The organism is Pseudomonas sp. NY8896, assembly GCF_039634505.1.
The window spans coordinates 4,891,782-4,914,230 of record NZ_CP132350.1 but is presented as its reverse complement, the minus strand read 5'-3'; the positions used below and the strand labels follow the sequence as shown (position 1 = coordinate 4,914,230).

Genomic DNA, 22,449 nt, shown 5'->3' with positions numbered 1-22,449 from the left:
CTGAATAATATAAGTCAAGGGAAGTTAAGGGATATTTTTTGAATAAAAGTAACCAGCTTGGTAGCTGGTCTGTTGTTGAATGTTTTTGTTTTAAGGGATTTGTATTGATTTCACTCTGAGCCTTGATGTTTCTACAGGTGAGTTATCAATCTCTTTTTTCATGGATTGGTAAAGTCTGTTATCAGGTTCATAGCTCATGTGTTCAGTGCGGATGTTGTCAAAGAAAGCCTTGTCTTTAACGATGGTTGAGATTTCGTAACCCCCGCCTAAATTGTTGATTAGGTCAACGCTGGTATTGTGATGAATCAACATGGCTTTGGATGGCAGAATCAGTAAACCATGGTCATAGCTCCACTGGTCTTTCTTATCAGCGTCTCTAAACACAACCCTCATGTTGTCATAACCATCACCCATTTCTTTTAGGATGGTGTGAAGGTGCTTGTTCTCCAATAGGGCTGGGTCTAGTGGTTGTCTAGTGTGGTAGAAATAATCATGTACCAAGGTTTGAGCTAGCTCTACAAATTTCGTGCAATTGTTCGTGAACAGATTCACCTGTTTTTCATTGCATCCTACTTCTTTCAAGAAATTTGCCGCCTGCTCTGTAACAAGCTTGTAGTTGTCAAAGACGTTTTCTTTAATCTTGGCAAAGTCTATATTTACCTCAATGTCTCTATTGAATAAGGTGCTGTATATGGATTTGAATTTGTTATCAGAGAACGTAACCTTGTGATTTTGAATGAAGTCGAACATTTCCTGTCCGTTGGTCTTCCCGAACAAATACATATAATTTGAGCCTAGTTCTAAGACTGACTCAAAATTCATGTCTGAATTGATAAGATGACCATGTGTTTTCTTGATGCTACTGGCGGTTTCATTGTGCTTGTGTTTGGTGTATAGATTTAGAAATATCTCTTCCTTTTTGCTTAGATTATCCATATTGGTCAATATTGTTCATGTACTAGTATTATAATATATAAATAACCAATTACAAGAAATTGCAATTAATTATTTGACTATAGAAAATGCTTTGATAATATGAATGTATAACAGGTATTGTTGTTATCTTAATTTATTGATTCTATGTTTTGTTTCGTAATGCTTGTTATTTATATATTCTATTTTGGAGTTTGTTGCAAATCCCCCTTGATATTATGGGTATGTCATGGGGGTTTTTGCTTCAGGCACAAAAAAGCCCCAATGAAGGGGCTTCGTCGTCTCTGATTGGTCAAATCAGGTAGCAGGCTCTGTTGTAGGCTATGGTAGCTAAATCGTGTAGGTCAGTGCCTTGGAGCTTCACTTGAAGCCGGGAAAGCTGGCTGTAACACCTGATGCTGATGATTTCAGCACTGGTTTTCACCTCGGCATTCACTAGCAGCTCAAACGCTGATTTCAGCTCGTTTAGGCTCGTTTCAGTGGATTGGTCATGGTCGTAGGACTCGATCACCGTTACAGCGTCTTTCAAGGCTTGTAGGGCTTCTGGCTCATTCCAGCCAATGGCTTTGGGGTAGGCTTTCATTGCCAGCTCTACGGCCTTCCTGCTGCCCGTGCTGGTGGATGACTCACTGAACAGAACCAGCTTCAACACCTCAGTCAGTTCTTTTTCCATGTGAGGAACGAACAAGGCCCGCATGAAGATAGAGTAGGGGGCAAAGCTCCCACTGCTCAGAAACCGCTTGTAGGAGCGGGAGTGACTAGGCTCAACAGCTTTTACAGCAACAGCTTCTGAAATGGTCTTTTTCAGCCGGGGCTTTTGCTTTTCAGTAGCAATGTTGTGAAGCCTGCGAATCTCGCTTGAATAGCGTGAATTCCAGTAGGCACGTTTTAATAGGTCATCCACTTGACTTTGAAAATCCCTGTCTTTCATCGTTTCACTGACCTTCCTGTCAATACATCATATGGATATTCCCGATGCGGTGCGTCATCAGGTTCTGCTAGATGAAGCTTATAGAATTCCGTTCCAGTCTGCTCTTCATAGAAGCGGTATTCATCATTGGTTATGTCTTGTGTCATCTTGCAGAGGTTGTCAGGCCCGAGAATATCAAGGAAGCTCAACGCTTCTCGGTTCATTGATTCAATATTGCCTAACGCCCAAAAGCTTTTCATGATGCCGATGACATGAAAAGTAGAAATACCATTGTCCCTGTGCTTTTCGATATGGTCAAAAAGCTCTTCTATTTTCCAGTGGAAGTATTCATAGACTGTATCTAGGAAATCAGGTTCATGTTTATGAACTGCTTCATATTCCAGAATGGCTTTTAAAAGAGCTTCTGACTCTTTCTGAATTTCATGTTGAATCTCAAGCATACCTTATAAATCCCTTGGTTTTTGAATGAGATTGTAGCCAAGGTTTTCTGATGAAATGTCATCAGTTTCAACTTCGCCTTTATAGAACAAGTTTAAGCTGATGTTTGCTGAAATAGCGTCGATGTGTTCAAATATGAATATCGCCTGTGCAATAGTCATTTTTACTCCATGAACCATTATTTCTTTATTTTCGTCTTCACCATCTTCAAGCATTGCACTAAGCGAGCGTATCGGTTTCATAACGTGCAAGATTGCACTGTCAAGGTAGCTATCAATATTTCCTTCAAATGTTTCACCATTATAGCTTTCAATTTTAGATACTAATTGCAGTGCTTGCCTTAAATCACGAAACTGGTCAAGGGTTAGATGCAGTGACGTTTCACCAATAATTTTCTTGGCAAATTCTTCAACGAACTGTTGATAGCGTTCGTCAGGTTCATCACCGTCTTTATGAACCATTACCAGTTCTACCATTTCAGCCGCGAATTGTTGGGCTTGCTCTAAGTAGGTTGTAGTAGTCATTAGTCACCTTTTTTGGATGTATGCAACTAGGCTATATCGGCTAGCTGCTGAAATTCTTTAACTATTCGCCACGCTGGTAGCTTTCAGGCTGAGGTAAGCTACGGTTGATGTATTCTTCTTCAAATACTTCAATGTCACTCATCTTGAAGGCTTTAACAATCTCATAAAGCTTGCCTTCTTTGTAGTTCGTAGAAATTTCTTTCAGATGATTAAGCTTGTCTTGAAAGAGGGTCATTGAATCAGCCGTGCGGGTTGGCTCAATCACCTTTTGGCGACGGTTCATTATCTGAACCTTGAAAAAACCAGCTCCACCAGTCTTTTCAACAGACATGACAATATGGTCTTCTGTGAAGATGAAGAACCCAGCATAACGCTGTTTAACAGCTACTTTGAACGCTACCCGGCCTTCATCATTGGAAATGTCAAAGCTGCTCACATCCTCGCTTTCCATGTATTCAATTGTCTTGTCTCTCTGCAATTGAAGCTCTTTGAGTTGATGGAATTTGAAGTCTTTATCAGATTCCAGCTCAGACAGGAAAGAAAGAGCAATAGAAGGCTTTATGCTTTTATTGGTACGCATTTCTTTTCGGTAGGCTTCAATGTGGTCTTCGATAGACTTGATTTCACCTTCCAGTTCAAGAATTTTTTCGTTGCGTGATTCATTGATGATTTTTGATGCATCACTCAAATGAGCTTCATTGGTTGGCATCACCAAATACTTGACTAGCTCGCGTTCAAGTTCGTGGTAAGGAATCATCTTTGCGTCACAGGCTTTGTGCCGTGCTGCATAGCAGACCAGATAGAAACGCTGATAGGTTCCTTTCTTGGTTGTTCGCTTGCTCTGAATCAAGTGCATTGAATCGCCGCATTTGCCGCAAAACAGAAGGTTTTGAAACAGGTTGGTGTTAGTAGTCCTACCCGCTACCCGGCCTTTCTTTTTGGCGTTAGCTCTGGCACGTAACCCCATGACAACCTTTTTGTCTATCACTGCTGGATAGTAGTTAGGTATGTTTTCAACATGGGTTCGTTTGCCAACCTTTTTCTTAACCATCACCTCTTCATATTCAAATTCTTTTTCAACATAGAAATTGTCATAAAGGGCTAAGTCACCAAAGATGGCATCACTGTTGACAAACTCGTTAACTGCTCTGTTTGTCCAAATGTCTTTGCGTGTGCTTTTCTTGCGATTAGCAGCAAAATCAATCCTTGGAATACCTTCACGGTTAAGAGTGGCTGCAACGTTCATGTAACCGTTGTCATCATTAAGAAGCGACAAGGCATAGCGGATGATTTCTGCCTTTTCTTCACTGATGACAAATTTTCTGAATTTACGCCCGCTGATGATCTCAACCTTTTGGTCAATCCAGAAAGGAACCTGAGAGGAAAACTGAATCTGGTTGATGAGTGGTTCAAGCACCGGCTTTTGACCTACACGGTTCTTTTCCCAGTCTGCCAGCGTTTTCTTTTGCTCTTGGGCCAGTTCCTTCAGGTTCTTGATTTTGGTGGCGTAGGCACCTTTGATGCGGTCAGATTTTTTCAGCGACTCTTGGTGTGCCTGCTCCATCAGGAAGAGGGAATACAGCACCTCCATGAAATTGCTCAGGGATTTTTTTGTGTAAATCCGGTTGTCCATGAGCGTGATGACGTTGACGTTTTTCCTCAGAATTTTCTTGAAAAGGTCTTGTGCCTTGTCAATGTCCTCCCGGCTCAAACGGTCGAACTGCTCAACCGCTAGGTAGGCGGTGCCATCTGTAGGAATCAGACCTTTATCAATGGCGAGTAGGAATCGGCCTAACCCTTGGTCAACGTCAGTGTTGAAGCCATGGAAGCCCGATTTGGCGAAGTCCTTCAGGTCTAGGCTGTCGTCAATCTCGAATCCGTTTTCCTCTGCGTACTTTTCGAGGCGTGCGTTTTGACGGGCGAAGGATGAACCCTTGGCCTGCTGGATCGAGCTGAACCGAATGTATTTGTAGAGGATTTTGCGAGCGGGGAGGGCGTCGTCTTGTGCCATGGATCTTGCTTCGTTCGGGCTGGTCATATACGCTACCACAAATGGTTGCTTAATTGCCCGTAATCATAGTTCGCTCTGGTAGCTGCCGAACTTGTGCTTCTTGTAGCCCAAGGCGTCGGCATGGCGGGCGCTCCAGGGGTACTTGAGGTAGGTGCCGAGGGTGGCATAGGTCAGCCGGGTGCCCCCGTCGAACTGGTGATACTCCAGTTGGGTGAGCACGCGAAAGCCTTGGGCGTTGCCTTCGAAGTTGAGGAAGTCGGCTCGCTCGTCGTCGCTCATGTCGTCCAGCCAGCCACGCCCGGCGGCCTGCTGGAACCAGTGGCGAATGGCGTCTTCGCCGGAGTGGCCGAAGGGCGGGTTGCCGATGTCGTGGGCCAGGCAGGCCGACTGCACGATCATCCCCAGGTCACTGGGGGCGCACCAGTCCGGCAGGCTGTCGCGCAGGGTTTCGCCGACGCGCATGCCCAGCGAGCGACCCACGCAGCTGACTTCCAGCGAATGGGTCAGGCGCGTGTGGATATGGTCGTTGCTGGAAACCGGGTGCACCTGGGTCTTGCGCCCGAGGCGGCGAAAGGCACCAGAGAAGATGATGCGGTCGTGGTCTTTGTGGAAGGGGCTGCGCCCGAGTTCATCGGCGCTGTACAGGGCTTTGCCCAGGCGTTCGCGGGTAAGCAGGGTGTGCCAGTCCAAGGCGCGGTCTCCGGTCGTTCGAAGCCAGCAGCATAGCCTGTAGGGGCAGCACAAGGCAGCTCCTGCAGGCTGCGCGCGTGTTCAGGGGCGGCGGTTGCCTTGCAGGTACAGGCGTACCAGCGGCAGCAGGCTGGTGCCCAACCGTACCAGGCGCGTCAGGTTGCCGCTGCGCACGCCTTTACCCGTGAGAAAGCCCAGCGCTACCACGGCGCCGATGCCCCACAGGGGCGCATGCTTGATTCCCAGGCCATCTTGCAGCGAGCTGCCCATGCCGCGTACGCGGCGCAGCGGCTCAAGCAACTGCCCGGACTCGTGGCGAATTTCCTGGCGGTGCATCTCCATGCGCAGGCGCAACAGCGCCTTGCGCAGTTCTCGCGGGTTACGCGTGTTCGGCAGTTCTGGCAGGCTCATGGCAACAGGCGCTCCCGGTCCTTGGCAAGTTCTTCGAGGGTGGCGCCGAAGGGCGATGACTCGTCGAACACCGCCGCCTTAAGGCGTACACCGCAGTACAGCGCAGCAATGCCATAGAACACGCACAGGCCGATGATCCCGGCCAGTCGATAGCTGTCCCACAGCAGCACCAGCAGCAGCCCGGACAGTGCGGTCAGCAGCAGCAGGGCGAACACCAGGCCCAGCCCGGCGAACAGCAGCAGGCGCAAGGTCCGGCCTTTCTGCTCCTGCAGCTCGATGCCGAACAGCTCGATGTGGCTGTGCAGCAGCCCCAGCGCGGCCGCGCCCAGGCGCCTGCCCGAGGCGCCGGAAGCGTTGGCTTCATTCTCCATGGGAACCCCTTAGCGCCGGTTGGCCAGCAGGCCGATCAACAGGCCGACGCCGGCCGCGATGCCGATCGCCTGCCACGGGTTTTCCTGTACGTACTGCTCGGCGCTGCCCAGCGCCGCCTGGCCGCGATCACGCACCGAGTCCTGGGTCAGTTGCAGGGTTTCGCGGGCCTGGGCCAGACGGTCGTGAATCTGTTCGCGCAATTCGTCGGCCTGGTCTCCGGCCAGGTTCGCGGTGTCCGCCAGCAGCTTCTCGGTGTCGCGCACCAAGGCCTGGAAGTCAGCCATCAATATCTCTTGTGCAGTCTTTGCCGATTTGCTGGCCATGGGTCTCTCCCTGTCGATGAGTGTTGGTAGTTCGAGTAACAGCACGCGTGGAAGGTTCAAGTGCCGGTGCTGGTATGGGCCTTGCTAAGCCTTTGCCACGTTGCGGGGCGCCTCTGGCGGGTTTTGCGCCGTTTCAGGGCGCCATACGCAGCGAATACCGATAAACCTTAACCCAATCCACGACAAACCCAAGAAAAAACCACGCAGGCTTCGCCCGGCTCACCGAAGCAGGGCAGGGGGCTGGCACCGATTCGGTGCAGGGATGCAGGTTCTTGAACTGTCCTGGTGCCTTTTCAGCAGGTCTGCCTATTTCATGGAAAACATGCACAGCGCGATGGACTCCCTGGTCCACGGTTCCAACACCCTGTTCATACTCATGGGCGCCATTCTGGTGCTGGCCATGCATGCCGGCTTCGCGTTCCTCGAAGTGGGCACGGTGCGCCACAAGAACCAGGTCAACGCCTTGTCGAAGATCCTCAGCGACTTTGCCATTTCAGCGCTGGTGTACTTCTTTATAGGCTACTGGATCGCTTATGGGGTCAACTTCCTCCAGCCAGCGGCGACCCTGGCTGCCGACCATGGCTATGCGCTGGTCAAGTGCTTCTTCCTGCTCACCTTCGCGGCGGCGATCCCGGCGATCATCTCGGGTGGTATCGCCGAGCGGGCGCGCTTCGTTCCGCAGCTGTGTGCCACGGCGTTGATCGTGGCGTTCGTCTACCCGTTCTTCGAGGGTGTGGTATGGAACGGTAACCTGGGCGTGCAGGCCTGGCTGCAAGCACGCTTCGGCGCGCCGTTCCATGACTTTGCCGGCTCTGTGGTGGTGCATGCCATGGGCGGCTGGCTGGCGCTGGCGGCGGTGCTGTTGCTGGGTGCGCGCCGTGGGCGCTACCGCGATGGGCGGCTGGTGGCGTTTGCGCCGTCGAGCATTCCTTTCCTGGCACTGGGCTCGTGGATCCTGATCATCGGCTGGTTCGGCTTCAACGTCATGAGCGCCCAGACCTTGCAGGGTGTCAGCGGCCTGGTGGCGATCAACTCGCTGATGGCCATGGTCGGCGGCACACTGTCGGCCCTGCTGGCCGGGCGCAACGACCCGGGCTTCCTGCACAACGGGCCGCTGGCCGGGCTGGTGGCAATTTGCGCCGGCTCCGACCTGATGCACCCGATTGGCGCACTGGCCACGGGCCTGGTGGCGGGTGCGCTGTTCGTCTGGACCTTCACCGCAGCGCAGAACCGCTGGAAGATCGACGACGTACTCGGCGTGTGGCCATTGCACGGCTTGTGCGGTGTGTGGGGTGGCATTGCCTGCGGCATCTTCGGCCAGGTGGCGTTGGGCGGCATGGGGGGTGTCAGCCTGGTCAGCCAACTGCTGGGCAGCCTGATGGGCGTGCTGGTGGCCTTGGTCGGTGGCTTTGCCGTGTACGGGGCAATTCGTGCGCTGCACGGCCTGCGTTTGAGCCATGAGCAGGAGTTCCAGGGCGCGGACTTGTCGTTGCACCGTATTGGCGCCACCAGCCAGGATTGAGCCAGGTCAGGTGCATGACGGGCGCGACAGACCTAGAATAGGTTTCTCTGCATGCCAAACCGGGATCTGCTCCATGCTGCCTGAATGCCAACTGTTCGGCACCCTCGGCTGCCACCTGTGCGAAGTGGCCGAGGCTGTGCTGATGCCTTTCGTCGATCACGGCCTGCTGGTGGAACTGGTCGACATCGCCGAGAGCGAGTCCTTGTTCGAGCGCTATGGCTTGATCATTCCGGTGCTGCGGCGCTGCGACAACAGCGCCGAGTTGCACTGGCCGTTCGATGCCGAACAGGTGGTGGCCTTTCTTGGGCAATGAAGGCCGCAGAGGAGTTGCAACCCTACTCCATGGTCTGTGAAGCGAGCTGATGATCAGGTTCCGGCGCACTGGCGCCCAGACCTTCTCCATCATCGGAATCGCTCGCCATGTTGATCACTCCCCATTTCACCTTCGATGAAATGACCGTTTCCCAGCTCGCCGCCAGGGACGGATTCGATAACACCCCACCCCCTGAAGCCAGGGCCAACCTGCTGTTGCTGTGCTGTGCGCTGGAGCAGGTACGTGCACTGTTCGACGCGCCCATCATTGTCAGCAGCGGCTATCGCAGCGAAAAGGTCAACCGGCTGATCGGCGGTGCCGTGAGCAGCCAGCATGTGCAAGGGCTGGCGGCGGACTTCACGGTGGTCGAGGTCAGCCCGCGTGAGACCGTGCGGCGGATCAGCGAAAGTGGCGTGCCCTTCGATCAACTCATTCTGGAATTCGACAAGTGGGTGCATCTGTCAGTGGCGCGAGACACGCCGCGTAGACAGGTGCTGACCATACGCAAAGGGAGCGGCTACCTGGCGGGGCTGCAATGAAGCGCATTGACGGCAGCAACGGTATGTTCGTATGCTGTATATAAATACAGTATTGAGGTGAAACCATGCTCAACGTCGAGCAACTCAAGTACAGCGTCAACCGCATGCCCGTGGAGCGGGTGGCCGACGCCGTTCTGGAACTGCGCCTCGAAGGCCTGGTGACCGACGACCGCACGCCGTTCGGCAAGGTCCACTTCAATACCTGCTTCGCCGAGATCGAGGCCTTGTTCCAGCGTGCGGGTTATCACCGGGGGCTGGATGTGGTGGGCTACCAGGGGTTGCTCTATGCCCTCTATGACCCTGGCCGCTGGGAACCTGTGCAGGTGCTGCGCTGGCTGAAGGAACGCAGCGAGGCAGTGGCCGAGGCTGGTTGAGGGCGCGGGCTTGGGCGATAATGCGCGGCCGTGAACGTTACGAGCCTTGCCATGACCACGCCTTTCGACCCCGCCCGCCAGCAAGCCAGCACGGTGTGCCTGCCACCCGGCAACTGGGCGACAGTGCTCGATTGCTTGTGTGACCATTTCAAGGCCATCGACCGCGCCCAGTGGCTTGACCGCTTTGCCCGTGGCCGGGTGCTGAATGCCGAGGGGCAGGCGGTTTCCGCCGAGCTGCCTTACAAGCGTGGCATGCGTTTGCACTACTTCCGCGAAGTGCCGAACGAACGGCCAATCCCGGTGCAGGAGGTGGTACTGCATGTGGACGAGCACTTGGTGGTGGCCGACAAACCGCATTTCCTACCGGTGACGCCGACGGGTGAGTATGTCGAGCAGACCTTGCTGCGCCGACTGATCCGTCGTCTGGGCAACCCACATTTGGTGCCGTTGCACCGCATTGACCGGCACACCGCAGGGCTTGTGCTGTTTTCTGCCAACCCGCAAAGCCGCAGCGCCTACCAGCGACTGTTCCCCGAGCGGCGTATCGACAAGCGCTACCAGGCCATTGCCGCTGCCCTGCCGCAGCATGCATTTCCACTTGTGCACAAAAGCCGCCTGGTGCATGGCGAGCCGTTTTTTCGCATGCACGAAGTTGAGGGCGAGGCCAACAGTGAAACCCTGGCCCAAGTGCTGGAAAAGAACGGTGAGCTGTGGCGCTATGGCTTGTCGCCAGTGACAGGCAAGACCCATCAGCTACGCGTGCACATGGCAGCGTTGGGGGCGGGGATCAGCAACGACCCTTTCTATCCGCAGTTGCGCAACGAAGAAGATGACTATCAGCGACCGCTGAAACTGTTGGCGCACAGCTTGCGTTTCGAGGACCCGCTAAGCGGCGAAGAGCGCTTTTTCGAAAGCCGCTTGCAGTTGGACTGGTAACGCAGCAAGCCGGGCTTACGCGGTCCCTGCAGGCAGCCTTGTGTCGCGAAAGGGCGTTCCTACAGGGACGGTGCAAGCCTGCTGCAATCAGCGGTTGAACCGCTCCACCAACGAATACTGGCTCCCTGCCGTGCTGGTCAGTTCCTCGCTCAGCAGTGCCGAGTGCTGCGCCTGCTCGGCGGTCTGGTCGGCCAGTTCGGCAATGGTGCTGATGTTGCGGCTGATTTCGTCAGCCACTGCGGTCTGCTCCTCGGTCGCTGCGGCAATCTGGGTGGCCATGTCGGTGATGTTGGCCACCGCTTCGCTGATCCCCACCAATGCTTCGTCAGCCTGCATCACCCGGTCGACACCTTCCTGCGCCTGGCGGTGGCCGGTTTCCATGGTCAGCACGGCATTGCTGGCGGTTTGTTGCAACTTGGCGATCAGGCCGTGGATCTGCCCGGTGGATTCGGCGGTGCGCTGGGCCAGCTGGCGCACTTCATCGGCTACCACGGCAAAGCCGCGGCCCATTTCACCGGCACGCGCCGCTTCGATGGCCGCATTCAGCGCCAGCAGGTTGGTCTGGTCGGCGATACCCTTGATCACGTCGACCACGCCACCAATTTCATCGCTGTCCTTGGCCAGTTGCGTCACCGTCTGGCCGGTTTCGCCCACCGCCGCCGACAGGCGTTCAATGGCCTCGCGGGTTTCCCCGGCAATCTGCCGGCCCTGGCTGGTCAGGCGGTTGGCTTCCTGGGTGGCGTCGGCAGTACGCTGCACGTGGTTGGCCACTTCCTGAGTGGTGGCGGCCATCTGGTTTACCGCAGCGGCAACCTGCTCGGTCTCCACTCGCTGGCGTTCCAGCCCCGAGGAGCTCTTGTGCGCCAGGGCATCGGACTGACGCGCCTGGTCGCTGAGGTGCTCGGCACTGTCCTGCAGGCGGGTCAGGCAGGTTTTCATGCGGGCATCCTGGCTGAGCATGGCCATTTCCAGGCGCGCCTGCACGCCACGGCTGTCGGTGTACATCTGTGCGATCAGCGGGTCGGAAGTGGTCTGTTCGGCCAGACGCAACAGGCGCTTGAGGCCGCGTTGCTGCCAGCTCAGGCCGAGCAGGCCCAAGGGCACGGATAGCCCGGCAGCCAGGGCAAAGCCCCAGGAATGGCCCAGCCAGTTGCCGATCAGGAAGCCTACCTGGCTGATGAGGATGAACGGCAGCCAGTCCTGCAGCACTGGCAGCCACTTGTCCCTGCGAGGTACGGCCGGCTTGCCCTGGTTGATGCGCTGGTACAGGCCTTCGGCGCGACGGATCTGCTCGGCGGTGGGTTTGACTCGCACCGACTCGAAGCCGACAACTTGGTTGTTATCGAAGATGGGTGTGACGTAGGCGTTGACCCAGTAATGGTCGCCAGACTTGCAGCGGTTCTTGACGATACCCATCCATGGCTGGCCCTGCTTGAGGGTTTGCCACATGTGGGCAAACACTGCAGCCGGCACGTCGGGGTGGCGTACCAGGTTGTGCGGCGCGCCCGTCAGCTCTTCGCGGGTGAAACCGCTGATTTCGATGAAGGCATCGTTGCAGTAGGTGATCACGCCCTTGGCGTTGGTGGTGGAGATCAACCGCTGCTGGGCAGGGAAAGTCCGTTCTCTCTGGGTAATCGGCTGGTTGTTACGCATGGGTTGATAGTCCGCAGGGCTTTGGACGGTTATCGGCAAGCGGCTGGTTTTATTGAATGATTATTTAATGGAGCGTCGTTGGAGCTATGGCGCCTGTGAAATCGAGCGCCGCGCGGGCGGCGCTCGATTTCACAGGCGCTGCATATCTTCAGCCAGGCACCTCAGCCAGCAATCAGCTGACGCAACACATAATGCAGAATGCCCCCGGCCCTGAAATACTCCACTTCATTCAGGGTATCGATCCGGCACAACACGTCGATCTGTTCCTGCTGGCCATCCTCGCGGGTGATGCGCAAGGGCAAGCTCATGCCCGGGCGAATCTGCGTGCCGTTCAAACCCAGCACATCGATTTGCTCCTTGCCGGTGAGCCCCAGCTGCTTGCGGTCGTTCCCGGCCTTGAATTGCAGCGGCAGCACGCCCATGCCGACCAGGTTGGAGCGATGAATACGCTCGAAGCTTTCTGCGAGCACGGCTTTGACACCCAGCAGGTTGGTACCCTTGGCTGCCCAGTCGCGGCTCGAGCCGGTGCCGTATTCCTGGCCGGCGATCACCACCAGCGGGGTGCCTTCCTGCTGGTAACGCATGGCCGCATCATAGATCGACAACTTCTCGCCAGTGGGCACGTGCAAGGTGTTGCCGCCTTCTTCCCCCCCCAGCATTTCGTTGCGGATACGGATGTTGGCGAAGGTGCCACGCATCATCACCTCGTGGTTGCCACGCCGCGAGCCGTAGGAGTTGAAGTCGCGTGGTTCTACGCCTTGTTCGCGCAGGTAGCGCCCGGCCGGGCTGTCGGCCTTGATGTTGCCAGCGGGGGAGATGTGGTCGGTGGTCACCGAGTCGCCCAGCAGCGCCAGCACCCGCGCGCCGTGGATGTCGGCGATGGCTGGTGGCGGCCCGCCGATGCCGTCGAAGAACGGCGGGTGCTGGATGTAGGTGGAGTCAGCCTGCCACACGTAGGTGGCGGCCTGTGGCACCTCGATGGCCTGCCACTGCGCATCACCTGCGAACACTTCGGCGTATTCCTTGTGGAACATTGCCGTGTCGACCTTGGCCACTGCTTCGGCAATTTCCTGCTGGCTGGGCCAGATATCGCGCAGGTACACAGGTTGGCCGTCTTTGCCGGTGCCCAGCGGATCACGTGTGAGGTCCATGCGTACGCTACCGGCCAGCGCATAGGCCACGACCAGCGGCGGCGAAGCCAGCCAGTTGGTCTTGACCAGGGGGTGCACGCGGCCCTCGAAATTGCGGTTGCCCGATAGCACCGAGGCCACGGTGAGGTCGGCGCTGCCGATGGCCTTCTCGATCGCTTCGTCCAGCGGGCCGGAGTTGCCGATGCAGGTGGTGCAGCCATAACCGACCAGGTCGAAACCAAGCTGGTCGAGGTAAGGCGTGAGCCCGGCTGCCTTGAAGTAGTCGGTGACAACCTTGGAGCCCGGCGCCAGCGAGCTCTTGACCCAGGGCTTGCGTTGCAGGCCTTTTTCCAGCGCTTTTTTCGCCACCAACCCGGCAGCCATCATCACGCTGGGGTTCGACGTGTTGGTGCACGAGGTGATTGCGGCAATCACCACGGCGCCATCGCGCAGGGTGTGAGTCTGGCCCTGATGGCTGTAGTCGATCTCACCGGCCTGGTCGGCGTTGCCCACTGCCACACCGCCGCCGCCTTCGCTTTCCAGGCGGCCAACTTCTTTGGCCAGTGGTTTGGGTTGCAGCTCGATGAAATGGTCGAAGGCCTGGCTGACCTGGCCCAGTGCCACGCGGTCCTGCGGCCGTTTCGGCCCGGCCAGGCTGGCCTCGACCTCGTGCATGTCCAGTGCCAGCGTGTCGCTGAACAACGGCTCCTGGCCGGGCAAGCGCCACATGCCTTGAGCCTTGCAGTACTGCTCGACCAACTGTACGGTCGCTTCGGGGCGGCCCGACAGGCGCAGGTAGTCCAGGGTGACCTGGTCGACCGGGAAGAAACCACAGGTGGCGCCGTATTCCGGGGCCATGTTGGCAATGGTCGCGCGGTCGGCCAGGGGCAATTCAGCCAGGCCGTCGCCGTAGAACTCGACAAATTTGCCCACCACGCCCTTCTTGCGCAGCATCTGCGTCACCGTCAGCACCAGGTCGGTGGCAGTGATGCCTTCGCGCAGCTTGCCGGTCAGCTTGAAGCCGATGACTTCGGGGATCAGCATCGACACCGGCTGGCCGAGCATGGCGGCCTCCGCCTCGATGCCACCGACCCCCCAGCCGAGCACGCCCAAGCCGTTGATCATGGTGGTGTGCGAGTCGGTGCCGACCAGGGTGTCGGGGAAGGCATAGGTGCGGCCGTCGGCCTCACGGGTCCACACTGTGCGGCCCAGGTACTCCAGGTTGACCTGGTGGCAGATGCCGGTGCCCGGTGGCACCACGCGGAAATTGTCGAAGGCGCTCTGGCCCCAGCGCAGGAAGGCGTAGCGCTCACCATTGCGCTGCATTTCGATGTCGACGTTTTCGCTGAAGGCTTGCGGCGTGCCGTAGCGGTCGACCATCACCGAGTGGTCGATCACCAGGTCTACCGGAGACAGCGGGTTGATCCGTTGTGGGTCACCACCGGCCTTGGCCATGGCGGCGCGCATGGCGGCCAAGTCGACCACGGCCGGTACACCAGTGAAGTCCTGCATCAGCACCCGCGCCGGGCGGTACTGGATTTCGCGGTCGGAACGCCTCTCGCCCAGCCACTGGGCGAGGGCGCGCAGGTCGTCGCCGGTGACGGTATGGCCGTCCTCCCAGCGCAGCAGGTTTTCCAGCAGCACCTTCAGCGACATGGGCAGGCGCTGCAGGTCACCCAGCTGGCGGGCGGCCTCGGTGAGGCTAAAGTAGTGGTAGGTCTGGTCACCGACCTTGAGGGGCTTGAGCGTGTTCAGGCTATCGAGCGAGGGCATTGCCAACTCCTTCTGCACCGGTGCCCGGCAACTACTCACGGTTTGCCGGTAGCACCGCTCTGTATCGGTCCGCACGGCACGGACCTGGCTGAATGGTCAGGTTAGACCGGTTTCGCCTAACTGACCCTTTTCTGGACCGGCGGGGCATGTCGCAGGTTCCGAACTTCCTTTATCATCGCCGCCCTGCCGGCGCCTGTGGTGCGCCAGCCGTAGTGGAGTGAGAAATGAATACCCTGTTCATGCATTGCCGGCCCGGTTTCGAGGGTGAGGTTTGCGCCGAAATCAGCGAACATGCCGCCCGCCTGGGTGTTTCCGGCTATGCCAAAAGCAAGCCGCAAAGTGCCAGCGCCGAGTTTGTCTGCAGCGAGGAGGGCGGTGCCGAGCGGTTGATGGGGGAGCTGCGCTTCAACCAGCTGATTTTCCCGCGGCAGTGGGCCCGTGGTGGTTTTGTCGAGCTGCCGGAAACTGACCGCATCAGTGTGCTGCTGTCGCAGCTGGCCGATTTCCCGGTGTTCGGCAGCCTGTGGCTGGAGGTGCTGGACAGCAATGAAGGCAAGGAATTGTCCACCTTCTGCCGCAAGTTCGAAGTGCCGTTGCGCAAGGCGCTGGAGAAGGCCGGCCGGCTGGTCGACGATGCCAGTCGGCCGCGCTTGCTGCTCAGCTTCATCAGTGGCCGGCGGGTCTTTGTCGGTGTTGCCCCAGCCAACAACAGCGCGTTGTGGCCCATGGGGATTCCGCGCCTGAAGTTCCCCCGCGAGGCGCCTAGCCGTTCGACCCTCAAGCTGGAAGAAGCCTGGCATCAGTTCATCCCGCGTGAGCAGTGGGAACAGCGCCTGGGTGATGACATGACCGGCGTCGACCTGGGGGCCTCGCCGGGGGGATGGACCTATCAGCTGGTGCGCCGTGGCATGTTGGTGACGGCGATCGACAACGGGCCGATGGCCGAAAGCCTGATGGATACTGGGCTGGTTCAGCACCTGATGGCTGATGGGTTCACCTGGCAGCCGAAGCAGCCGGTGGACTGGATGGTGTGCGACATCGTCGAGAAGCCGGCGCGTACTACCTCACTGATCGAGACCTGGCTGGGGGAGGGACTGTGTCGCGAGGCGGTGGTCAACTTGAAATTGCCGATGAAGCAGCGCTATGCCGAAGTACGGCGGCTGCTCGACCGCATGGAGGCGACGTTCAAGGCACGCAAAATTCGGGTGTCGATTGCTTGCAAGCAGCTGTATCACGACCGGGAGGAAGTGACTTGTCACCTGCGTCGGCTTGATTTGAAACCGCGCTAAGCACAGCGCGCCTAGCTCTTTGCTCTTTGCTCTTTGCTCTTTGCTCTTTGCTCTTGCTTCGGCTTTTGCTTCTAAGCGCGCGATAGTCCAGGCGACGCAGGTTGCGACTTCAGGAGGCCGAGCGCAGGGCTTGCGGAGGGAGGTGACGGGCATGGATGCCCGTCAAGCGCTGGGCCCCAGGATGGGGCCTGCAGCGCGGTCCTCCCGGGAGCAAGCCCGGAGCGAGGGGACCCCGGAGCGCAGCGCAGGGGCCGGATGATGGGAGCGGACGGTTTTTGGTTCCTTTTTGCCACGACAAAAAGGGACCCGCCGTAAGGGCGGAAAGGTGACTTTGCGCCACCTGCGTGAATGAATGTTTACTTGGTGTGAAGGCCCACATCCAAGAAGCAAGAAGCAGAGTTTGTCTGTTTTGACTTGGCGCACAGTCCGTTTGCGATGGCGACACTGACTCACCTTTTCGCCCTTACGGCGAGTCACTTTTTGTCAAACGCGACAAAAAGTAACCAAAAAACGCTGCGCTCCCATCATCCGGCCCCTACGCTGCGCTCCGGGGTTCCCTCACTCCGGCCTTGCTCCCGGGAGGACCGCGCTGCAGGCCCCATCCTGGGGCCCAGCGCTTGACGGGCATCCATGCCCGTCACCTCCCTCCGCAAGGCCTGCGTTCGGCCTCCTGAAGTCGCGAAGATCAAGATCAAGATCAAGATCAAGATCAAGATCAAGATCAAGAGCGAGGCGAGGGAGAGCGGGCGCGTAGCGCGATTCGTAAGCGGTGCTTGGACCGCGTCGCGCTATGCGCGACAATAACGATCATTTTCGGAGCCCCCCATGACCGATTTCACCCCCGACGCCGTCCTCGATGCCACCGGCCTGAACTGCCCGGAACCTGTGATGATGCTGCACCAGCACGTGCGTAACCTGGCCGCCGGCGGCCTGCTCAAGGTCATCGCCACCGACCCGTCGACACGCCGCGACATTCCCAAGTTCTGCAACTTCCTCGGCCATGAGCTGCTACAGCAGCAAGAAGACGCCGGCACGTTCCTGTACTGGATCCGCAAAAAAGCCGACTGAATCGCTCTGGATCAAGCCCGGCGTACCGCCTACACTGCGTTCCCCAGACAGGAGAGCGCCATGCTGATAGTTGCCGACGAGAACATCCCGCTGCTCGATGCCTTCTTCCAGGGTTTCGGTGAAATTCGCCGCTACCCCGGCCGAAGCCTCGATGCCGCCAGCGTCAAGGACGCCGATATCCTGCTGGTGCGCTCGGTGACCAAAGTCGACCGCCAACTGCTCGAAGGCAGCCGTGTACGCTTTGTCGGCACGTGCACCATCGGCACCGATCACCTGGACCTGGACTACTTTGCCCAAGCCAGTATCTCCTGGAGCAGCGCGCCGGGCTGCAATGCCCGGGGCGTGGTCGATTACGTGCTGGGCAGTTTGCTGACCCTGGCCGAGCTGGATGGCGTAGCGCTGGCCGAACGCGTCTACGGCGTTGTGGGCGCGGGAGAGGTGGGGGGGCGCCTGGTGCGGGTACTGCACGGGCTGGGCTGGAAGGTGCTGGTCTGCGACCCGTTGCGCCAAGCCGCCGAGGGTGGAGACTACGTCAGCCTCGAAACCATTGTGCAGCAGTGTGATGTGATCAGCCTGCACACCCCATTGCAGCGCGGCGGCGAACACCCCACCTGGCACCTGCTGGGGCCGGCGCAGCTGGCACAGTTGCGCCCTGGGGCATGGTTGGTCAATGCCAGCCGTGGCCCGGTGGTGGACAACATCGCCCTGCGCGAGCTGCTGCTGGACCGCGAAGACGTGCATGCGGTGCTGGATGTGTGGGAAGGTGAACCGCAGGTCGACTTGCAGTTGGCCGACCTGTGCACCCTGGCTTCGCCACACATTGCCGGCTACAGCCTCGATGGTCGCCAACGTGGCACGGCACAGATCTACCAGGCGCTTTGCCGCTTCCTGGGAGTAGACGAGCAGGTGCAACTGGCCGACCTGTTGCCCCGGCCAGCACTGGCGCAGGTCGAACTGGATGCCAGTACCGACCCGGCCTGGGCGCTGGCCACCCTGTGCCGCGCCGTGTACGACCCGCGCCGCGACGATGCCGATTTCCGTCGTAGCCTGAGCGATGACCCGCAGTTACAGCGAGCAGCGTTCGACCAGTTGCGCAAGCACTATCCGCCACGGCGCGAAATCGAGGGGCTGGCAGTGCGCTTGCGCGGGGAGTCGCCGCAGTTGGCGCAGTTGGTCAGTGCCTTGGGTGGGGCGTTGGTCTAAGCGACCTTGCCGAGCAATAAAAACCCGGCGCAAGCGCCGGGTTGCAAAAAATTCGCCGATCAACCTTTGCGTACGCGCTCGCCCCGGCTTTCTTCCAGGGCCTTGCAGGCCTGCTGGATCATCTGCTCGGTGATGGGCACTTCACGTCCCTTGGCGTCGATGATCGAACCGCATACCTGTGATTGCTGAGTGGTCTGGGGCTTCTGGTTGTCACTGCCATGCTGCAAGCTCATGCACTGTCTCCTCTTCAGGTTCGAGCTCAGGGTAGCCTTGTGCCGTGACTGGCCTGTGACAGCTTCTGTGTCACGGCAGCAACAGTCCAACAGAAACCCTGTGAAAGCTCCATCATCTGCTTAGACCAATGCGTTATAGCACCCTGAAGCCATTCCCCCGCTCGGGATGAATGGTAGTCTGCGGTTTCCCCAGCATTGTGGTCGTCGCCATGCCCGAATCGGTTTCCCCACGTCAACGCCGTGCCTTGCGCCTGGCCTGGCAGTTCGTTCGCCCCTATCGTCGGCAAGTGCTGCTGGCCTTGCTGGCCTTGGTGGTTACCGCCGCCATTACGTTGTCCATGGGCCAGGGTATCCGCTTGCTGGTGGACCAGGGCTTCATGACGCGCTCCGCGCACCAGCTCAACCAGACCATCGGGCTATTCCTGGTGCTGGTGCTGGCCCTGGCAGTGGGCACCTTCAGCCGTTTCTACCTGGTGTCGTGGATTGGTGAGCGCTGCGTGGCCGATATCCGTCGTGCCGTGTTCGACCACCTGATCGGTCTGCACCCAGGTTTTTTCGAAGACAACCGCAGCTCCGAGATCCAGTCACGGCTGACAGCGGACACCACCCTGCTGCAATCGGTCATCGGTTCATCGCTGTCGATGTTCCTGCGCAACGCGCTGATGGTCATTGGCGGCGTGGTGTTGCTGTTCATCACCAACCCCAAGCTCACCAGCATCGTGGTGGTGGCCCTGCCGCTGGTGCTGGCACCGATTCTGCTGTTCGGCCGTCGGGTGCGCAGCCTGTCACGGCAAAGCCAGGACCGGGTCGCCGATGTAGGCAGCTACGTGGCCGAGACGCTTGGGCAGATCAAGACCGTGCAGGCCTACAACCACCAGGCGCACGACCGCGAACTGTTCGCCGGCACAGTCGAAGCGGCGTTTACTGTGGCCCGCAAGCGAATTGCTCAGCGTGCCTGGCTGATCACCTTGGTGATCGTGCTGGTGCTGGGGGCGGTGGGTGTGATGCTGTGGGTCGGGGGCATGGATGTGATCGCCGGGCGTATTTCCGCAGGCGAACTGGCTGCATTCGTGTTCTACAGCCTGATCGTCGGCAGCGCTTTCGGTACGCTCAGCGAAGTGATTGGCGAGCTGCAGCGCGCCGCAGGTGCGGCCGAGCGCATTGCCGAACTGTTGGCGGCGCACAGTGCGATCCTGCCGCCCGCCGTGGTACAGGCGCAACCACAGCAGCGGGCCAGCGGGCGTATCGAGCTGCAGCAGGTGGTGTTCGCCTACCCGTCACGGCCCACGGTGGCGGCAGTGGATGGCCTGAGCCTGGCCATCGAGCCCGGGCAGACCGTAGCGCTGGTCGGCCCCTCGGGGGCAGGCAAGTCGACCCTATTCGATTTGTTGCTGCGCTTCTACGACCCCCAACAAGGGCGCATTCTGCTCGATGGCCAGGCGCTTACCGAATTCGATCCTGACCAACTGCGCCGGCAGTTCGCCCTGGTGGCGCAAAACCCGTCGCTGTTCCGTGGCACGGTAGAGGCCAACATCCGTTATGGCCGGCCCGAGGCAACCTTGGCTGAAGTCGAAGCCGCAGCTCGCGGTGCCCACGCTGACGCGTTTATCCAACAACTGCCGCAGGGCTACCAGACACCGCTAGGGGAAGGCGGCATAGGGCTTTCCGGCGGGCAGCGTCAGCGCCTGGCGATTGCCCGGGCATTGCTGGTCGATGCGCCGATCCTGTTGCTGGACGAAGCCACCAGTGCCCTTGACGCGCAAAGCGAACACTTGATCCAGCAAGCGCTGCCCAGCCTGATGGCTGGGCGCACCACGCTGGTGATCGCCCATCGTCTGGCCACGGTGCAGCATGCCGAGCGCATCGCGGTCATCGACAAGGGTCGGGTAGTGGCGGTGGGCACTCACCGTCAGTTGATCGAGGAAAGCCCGCTGTATGCGCGGCTGGCAGCGCTGCAGTTCACCACCGGTTAGCTTGTCGCGGCTTTGTAATATTTTTGTAGTAATTGCCTGAGAGTATCTGCCTCAACTGTTGCGTAAGTGCTTGACCTGGCTGCCATTGCTTGATGGCAGCCTTTTTTTGGCCTGCCAGTAATGGGGCTGTACAGCGGCCTCAGCCTACCCCTCTGGTTCCGAGACCCTCGATGTTGCGTAAATCCCTCAGAGTGCAAATTCTCTCGCTGCTCGGCGGCAGCGTGGTGGCGATGCTGCTGATCGCCCTGGTGTGTTTCCAGTTTCTGTCGTCCAGCGTGCGTGGTTACGCCGAGTTGGTGGACGGGCCGCTGCGGGCCTCGCAATTGATTGACGAAGCCAACCTGCAGTTCAAGATCCAGGTGCAGGAATGGAAGAACGTGCTGCTGCGCGGGCGCCAACCGGCAGAGATGGACAAGTACTGGCAGCAGTTCCAGGCCCGCGAGCAGCAGGTGCAACAATTGCTCGGGCAACTAATCGACAGCAGCGACGCCAGGCTCAAGGAGCCACTACAGCAATTGCGCGACAGCCACCGCCAGCTGGGCCAGGCCTATGCGCAGGGGCGGCAGGCCTTCCTTGCCGCAGGTGGCGACCCGGTAGCAGGCGACCAGGCGGTGAAGGGCGTGGATCGCGCCGCCAGTGAGCAGATGAGCCAACTGGTCGAGCAACTGCGTGCCGATGCCCGCCAGCGTGCGATGAGCATCAGCGCCAGCGCCGAGCGCACGGTATGGCTGGGCCTGCTGGTGATGCTGGCTTCTGCGGTGCTGGTGGGGCTGCTTAGCCTGTGGTTGGTCAATCGCAGCCTGATCGAGCCGATCCGCCAGTTGATCGAGTATGTTGCGCAACTCAGCCAAGGCCGCTTTGCCGCCCGGGTCGACAGCCGCCGTGAGGACGAACTGGGGCGGCTGGCGCGGGCGGCCAACACCCTGCGCGATTTCCTGGCCGACACGGTTGGCCGGTTGCAGGACAACGCGCAGGAGCTGGAAGGCGCCAGTGGCCAGTTGCGCAGTATTGCCGGCGACATGGCTCGCGGTACTCATGACCAGTTCCAGCGTACCGACCAGGTGGCGACGGCCATGCACGAGATGTCCGCCACCGCACAGGAGGTGGCTCGCCACGCCGCCGAGGCAGCCCGTGCAGCGGATGACGCCGACCACAGCGCCCAGGCGGGCGAGCAGGTGATGCAGCAGACCATCGACATCATCGGTGTGGTCAACCGTGAAATCGCTGGCACGGCGTCGGTGATCCGCGATCTGGAGCATGACAGCACGCGCATTGGCAAAGTGCTGGAAGTGATTCGTGGCATTGCCGAGCAAACCAACCTGCTGGCGCTCAACGCGGCCATCGAGGCGGCCCGTGCTGGTGAAGCCGGGCGCGGCTTTGCGGTGGTCGCCGATGAGGTGCGCAGCCTGGCCCAGCGCACGGCGGCGTCGATTGCCGAAATCAACCAGATCATCGAAGCGGTACAGTCTGGGGCGGTGGAGGCGGTGAAGGCCATCGAAAGCGGCCAGCAGCGAAGCCAGGAAGGGGCTGAACAGGTCGAGCAGGCCGGGCAGATGCTGCAACGTATCACCCAGGCTGTGGAGGCGATACGCGATATGAACCGGCAGATCGCCACAGCAGCTGAAGAGCAGACCAGCGTAGCCGACGATATCTCGCGCAACCTGATCGAGATTACCCGCATTGCCACGGCCAACCAGGAAGCGGTGCAGCATACCGAGCAGGCGGGGCATCGCCTGCATGGTTTGTCGGGGCAACTGGGCGAAGTCACCTCGCGCCTGAGCGCCTGACCTTGGAAAGGGGCCGTCACACG

General features: G+C 58.8%; 21 protein-coding genes and 1 pseudogene. 10 read left to right on the top strand and 12 right to left on the bottom strand.

Annotated elements, in window-relative coordinates; translation table 11 throughout:
* Positions 1–90 precede the first annotated feature (90 nt).
* The 9 genes and pseudogenes from Q9451_RS22090 to Q9451_RS22050 form a co-directional block, all read right to left on the bottom strand.
* Positions 91–750, bottom strand: coding sequence for a hypothetical protein (locus Q9451_RS22090; protein WP_345960735.1), 660 nt, complete (start codon positions 748–750; stop codon positions 91–93).
* Positions 751–1,225: 475 nt separating this feature from the next.
* Positions 1,226–1,864, bottom strand: a complete 639-nt coding sequence (locus Q9451_RS22085) for a hypothetical protein (protein WP_345960734.1) — start codon at positions 1,862–1,864, stop codon at positions 1,226–1,228.
* Positions 1,861–2,304 (bottom strand): hypothetical protein, encoded by a 444-nt coding sequence (locus Q9451_RS22080; RefSeq protein ID WP_345960733.1) that lies wholly within the window; start codon positions 2,302–2,304, stop codon positions 1,861–1,863. The genes Q9451_RS22085 and Q9451_RS22080 overlap by 4 nt, the downstream gene beginning before the upstream one ends.
* Before the next feature lie 3 nt (positions 2,305–2,307).
* Positions 2,308–2,826: a hypothetical protein gene (locus Q9451_RS22075; RefSeq protein ID WP_345960732.1), complete on the bottom strand. Its 519-nt coding sequence runs from the start codon at positions 2,824–2,826 to the stop codon at positions 2,308–2,310.
* Between the two features lie 61 nt (positions 2,827–2,887).
* Entirely contained in the window at positions 2,888–4,837 is a 1,950-nt protein-coding gene (locus tag Q9451_RS22070) for a recombinase family protein (protein WP_345960731.1), read from the bottom strand.
* Between the two features lie 66 nt (positions 4,838–4,903).
* Positions 4,904–5,527 (bottom strand): annotated as a pseudogene (dgt, locus tag Q9451_RS22065) (dGTP triphosphohydrolase); the annotation flags it as partial.
* Positions 5,528–5,608: 81 nt separating this feature from the next.
* Positions 5,609–5,938, bottom strand: a complete 330-nt coding sequence (locus Q9451_RS22060; protein ID WP_012271311.1) for a hypothetical protein — start codon at positions 5,936–5,938, stop codon at positions 5,609–5,611.
* On the bottom strand, positions 5,935–6,309 hold the full coding sequence (locus Q9451_RS22055; RefSeq protein WP_012271312.1) for a phage holin family protein: 375 nt from the start codon (positions 6,307–6,309) through the stop codon (positions 5,935–5,937). The genes Q9451_RS22060 and Q9451_RS22055 overlap by 4 nt, the downstream gene beginning before the upstream one ends.
* A gap of 9 nt (positions 6,310–6,318) precedes the next feature.
* The gene (locus tag Q9451_RS22050) at positions 6,319–6,633 is read right to left on the bottom strand and encodes a YqjD family protein (protein WP_012271313.1); all 315 of its coding nucleotides are present in this window, start codon (positions 6,631–6,633) and stop codon (positions 6,319–6,321) included.
* A 313-nt stretch (positions 6,634–6,946) separates the two neighbouring features.
* On the opposite strand from Q9451_RS22050, the gene Q9451_RS22045 reads away from it, so the two are divergent.
* From Q9451_RS22045 to Q9451_RS22025, 5 genes are all read left to right on the top strand, one after another.
* On the top strand, positions 6,947–8,155 hold the full coding sequence (locus Q9451_RS22045; RefSeq protein ID WP_012271314.1) for an ammonium transporter: 1,209 nt from the start codon (positions 6,947–6,949) through the stop codon (positions 8,153–8,155).
* 73 nt (positions 8,156–8,228) lie between these two features.
* Positions 8,229–8,468: a glutaredoxin family protein gene (locus tag Q9451_RS22040; RefSeq protein ID WP_012271315.1), complete on the top strand. Its 240-nt coding sequence runs from the start codon at positions 8,229–8,231 to the stop codon at positions 8,466–8,468.
* Between the two features lie 107 nt (positions 8,469–8,575).
* A complete protein-coding gene (locus tag Q9451_RS22035) occupies positions 8,576–9,007 on the top strand; it encodes a D-Ala-D-Ala carboxypeptidase family metallohydrolase (RefSeq protein WP_012271316.1) in 432 nt (143 codons plus the stop codon).
* A gap of 65 nt (positions 9,008–9,072) precedes the next feature.
* Positions 9,073–9,381 (top strand): hypothetical protein, encoded by a 309-nt coding sequence (locus Q9451_RS22030; protein ID WP_012271317.1) that lies wholly within the window; start codon positions 9,073–9,075, stop codon positions 9,379–9,381.
* A 51-nt stretch (positions 9,382–9,432) separates the two neighbouring features.
* Positions 9,433–10,317, top strand: a complete 885-nt coding sequence (locus Q9451_RS22025) for a pseudouridine synthase (protein WP_012271318.1) — start codon at positions 9,433–9,435, stop codon at positions 10,315–10,317.
* An 87-nt stretch (positions 10,318–10,404) separates the two neighbouring features.
* On the opposite strand, the gene Q9451_RS22020 is transcribed toward Q9451_RS22025, so the two are convergent.
* Positions 10,405–11,970, bottom strand: a complete 1,566-nt coding sequence (locus tag Q9451_RS22020) for a PAS domain-containing methyl-accepting chemotaxis protein (protein ID WP_012271319.1) — start codon at positions 11,968–11,970, stop codon at positions 10,405–10,407.
* 161 nt (positions 11,971–12,131) lie between these two features.
* Positions 12,132–14,873, bottom strand: a complete 2,742-nt coding sequence (gene acnA / locus Q9451_RS22015) for an aconitate hydratase AcnA (RefSeq protein WP_012271320.1) — start codon at positions 14,871–14,873, stop codon at positions 12,132–12,134.
* A gap of 224 nt (positions 14,874–15,097) precedes the next feature.
* Here acnA and rlmM point away from each other — a divergent pair, with 224 nt between their 5' ends.
* The 3 genes from rlmM to pdxB all read left to right on the top strand — a co-directional run bounded on the left by rlmM (position 15,098) and on the right by pdxB (position 18,433).
* Positions 15,098–16,162 (top strand): 23S rRNA (cytidine(2498)-2'-O)-methyltransferase RlmM, encoded by a 1,065-nt coding sequence (gene rlmM, locus Q9451_RS22010; RefSeq protein WP_012271321.1) that lies wholly within the window; start codon positions 15,098–15,100, stop codon positions 16,160–16,162.
* Positions 16,163–16,987: 825 nt separating this feature from the next.
* Entirely contained in the window at positions 16,988–17,230 is a 243-nt protein-coding gene (tusA, locus tag Q9451_RS22005; RefSeq protein ID WP_012271322.1) for a sulfurtransferase TusA, read from the top strand.
* A 60-nt stretch (positions 17,231–17,290) separates the two neighbouring features.
* On the top strand, positions 17,291–18,433 hold the full coding sequence (gene pdxB / locus Q9451_RS22000; protein ID WP_012271323.1) for a 4-phosphoerythronate dehydrogenase PdxB: 1,143 nt from the start codon (positions 17,291–17,293) through the stop codon (positions 18,431–18,433).
* A gap of 59 nt (positions 18,434–18,492) precedes the next feature.
* On the opposite strand, the gene Q9451_RS21995 is transcribed toward pdxB, so the two are convergent.
* Positions 18,493–18,666 (bottom strand): PA1571 family protein, encoded by a 174-nt coding sequence (locus tag Q9451_RS21995; RefSeq protein WP_012271324.1) that lies wholly within the window; start codon positions 18,664–18,666, stop codon positions 18,493–18,495.
* A gap of 209 nt (positions 18,667–18,875) precedes the next feature.
* Between Q9451_RS21995 and Q9451_RS21990 the strand changes: the two genes are divergently transcribed.
* Together Q9451_RS21990 and Q9451_RS21985 are read left to right on the top strand one after the other, a co-directional pair.
* Positions 18,876–20,639, top strand: coding sequence for an ABC transporter transmembrane domain-containing protein (locus Q9451_RS21990; protein WP_041166434.1), 1,764 nt, complete (start codon positions 18,876–18,878; stop codon positions 20,637–20,639).
* Between the two features lie 170 nt (positions 20,640–20,809).
* A complete protein-coding gene (locus Q9451_RS21985) occupies positions 20,810–22,426 on the top strand; it encodes a methyl-accepting chemotaxis protein (RefSeq protein ID WP_012271326.1) in 1,617 nt (538 codons plus the stop codon).
* Positions 22,427–22,449 lie beyond the last annotated feature (23 nt).

Excerpts from the sequence above, each read along its gene's own strand:
- Q9451_RS22025 (WP_012271318.1), top strand. The coding sequence starts at position 9,433 with ATGACCACGCCTTTCGACCCCGCCCGCCAGCAAGCCAGCACGGTGTGC.
- Q9451_RS22020 (WP_012271319.1), bottom strand. The coding sequence starts at position 11,970 with ATGCGTAACAACCAGCCGATTACCCAGAGAGAACGGACTTTCCCTGCC.
- Q9451_RS22040 (WP_012271315.1), top strand. The coding sequence starts at position 8,229 with ATGCTGCCTGAATGCCAACTGTTCGGCACCCTCGGCTGCCACCTGTGC.
- Q9451_RS22080 (WP_345960733.1), bottom strand. The coding sequence starts at position 2,304 with ATGCTTGAGATTCAACATGAAATTCAGAAAGAGTCAGAAGCTCTTTTA.
- Q9451_RS21990 (WP_041166434.1), top strand. The coding sequence starts at position 18,876 with ATGCCCGAATCGGTTTCCCCACGTCAACGCCGTGCCTTGCGCCTGGCC.
- Q9451_RS22090 (WP_345960735.1), bottom strand. The coding sequence starts at position 750 with ATGTTCGACTTCATTCAAAATCACAAGGTTACGTTCTCTGATAACAAA.
- Q9451_RS21985 (WP_012271326.1), top strand. The coding sequence starts at position 20,810 with ATGTTGCGTAAATCCCTCAGAGTGCAAATTCTCTCGCTGCTCGGCGGC.
- Q9451_RS22075 (WP_345960732.1), bottom strand. The coding sequence starts at position 2,826 with ATGACTACTACAACCTACTTAGAGCAAGCCCAACAATTCGCGGCTGAA.
- acnA (WP_012271320.1), bottom strand. The coding sequence starts at position 14,873 with ATGCCCTCGCTCGATAGCCTGAACACGCTCAAGCCCCTCAAGGTCGGT.
- Q9451_RS22045 (WP_012271314.1), top strand. The coding sequence starts at position 6,947 with ATGGAAAACATGCACAGCGCGATGGACTCCCTGGTCCACGGTTCCAAC.
- Q9451_RS21995 (WP_012271324.1), bottom strand. The coding sequence starts at position 18,666 with ATGAGCTTGCAGCATGGCAGTGACAACCAGAAGCCCCAGACCACTCAG.
- Q9451_RS22060 (WP_012271311.1), bottom strand. The coding sequence starts at position 5,938 with ATGAGCCTGCCAGAACTGCCGAACACGCGTAACCCGCGAGAACTGCGC.
- pdxB (WP_012271323.1), top strand. The coding sequence starts at position 17,291 with ATGCTGATAGTTGCCGACGAGAACATCCCGCTGCTCGATGCCTTCTTC.
- Q9451_RS22035 (WP_012271316.1), top strand. The coding sequence starts at position 8,576 with ATGTTGATCACTCCCCATTTCACCTTCGATGAAATGACCGTTTCCCAG.
- tusA (WP_012271322.1), top strand. The coding sequence starts at position 16,988 with ATGACCGATTTCACCCCCGACGCCGTCCTCGATGCCACCGGCCTGAAC.
- Q9451_RS22050 (WP_012271313.1), bottom strand. The coding sequence starts at position 6,633 with ATGGCCAGCAAATCGGCAAAGACTGCACAAGAGATATTGATGGCTGAC.
- Q9451_RS22085 (WP_345960734.1), bottom strand. The coding sequence starts at position 1,864 with ATGAAAGACAGGGATTTTCAAAGTCAAGTGGATGACCTATTAAAACGT.
- Q9451_RS22055 (WP_012271312.1), bottom strand. The coding sequence starts at position 6,309 with ATGGAGAATGAAGCCAACGCTTCCGGCGCCTCGGGCAGGCGCCTGGGC.
- Q9451_RS22030 (WP_012271317.1), top strand. The coding sequence starts at position 9,073 with ATGCTCAACGTCGAGCAACTCAAGTACAGCGTCAACCGCATGCCCGTG.
- rlmM (WP_012271321.1), top strand. The coding sequence starts at position 15,098 with ATGAATACCCTGTTCATGCATTGCCGGCCCGGTTTCGAGGGTGAGGTT.
- Q9451_RS22070 (WP_345960731.1), bottom strand. The coding sequence starts at position 4,837 with ATGGCACAAGACGACGCCCTCCCCGCTCGCAAAATCCTCTACAAATAC.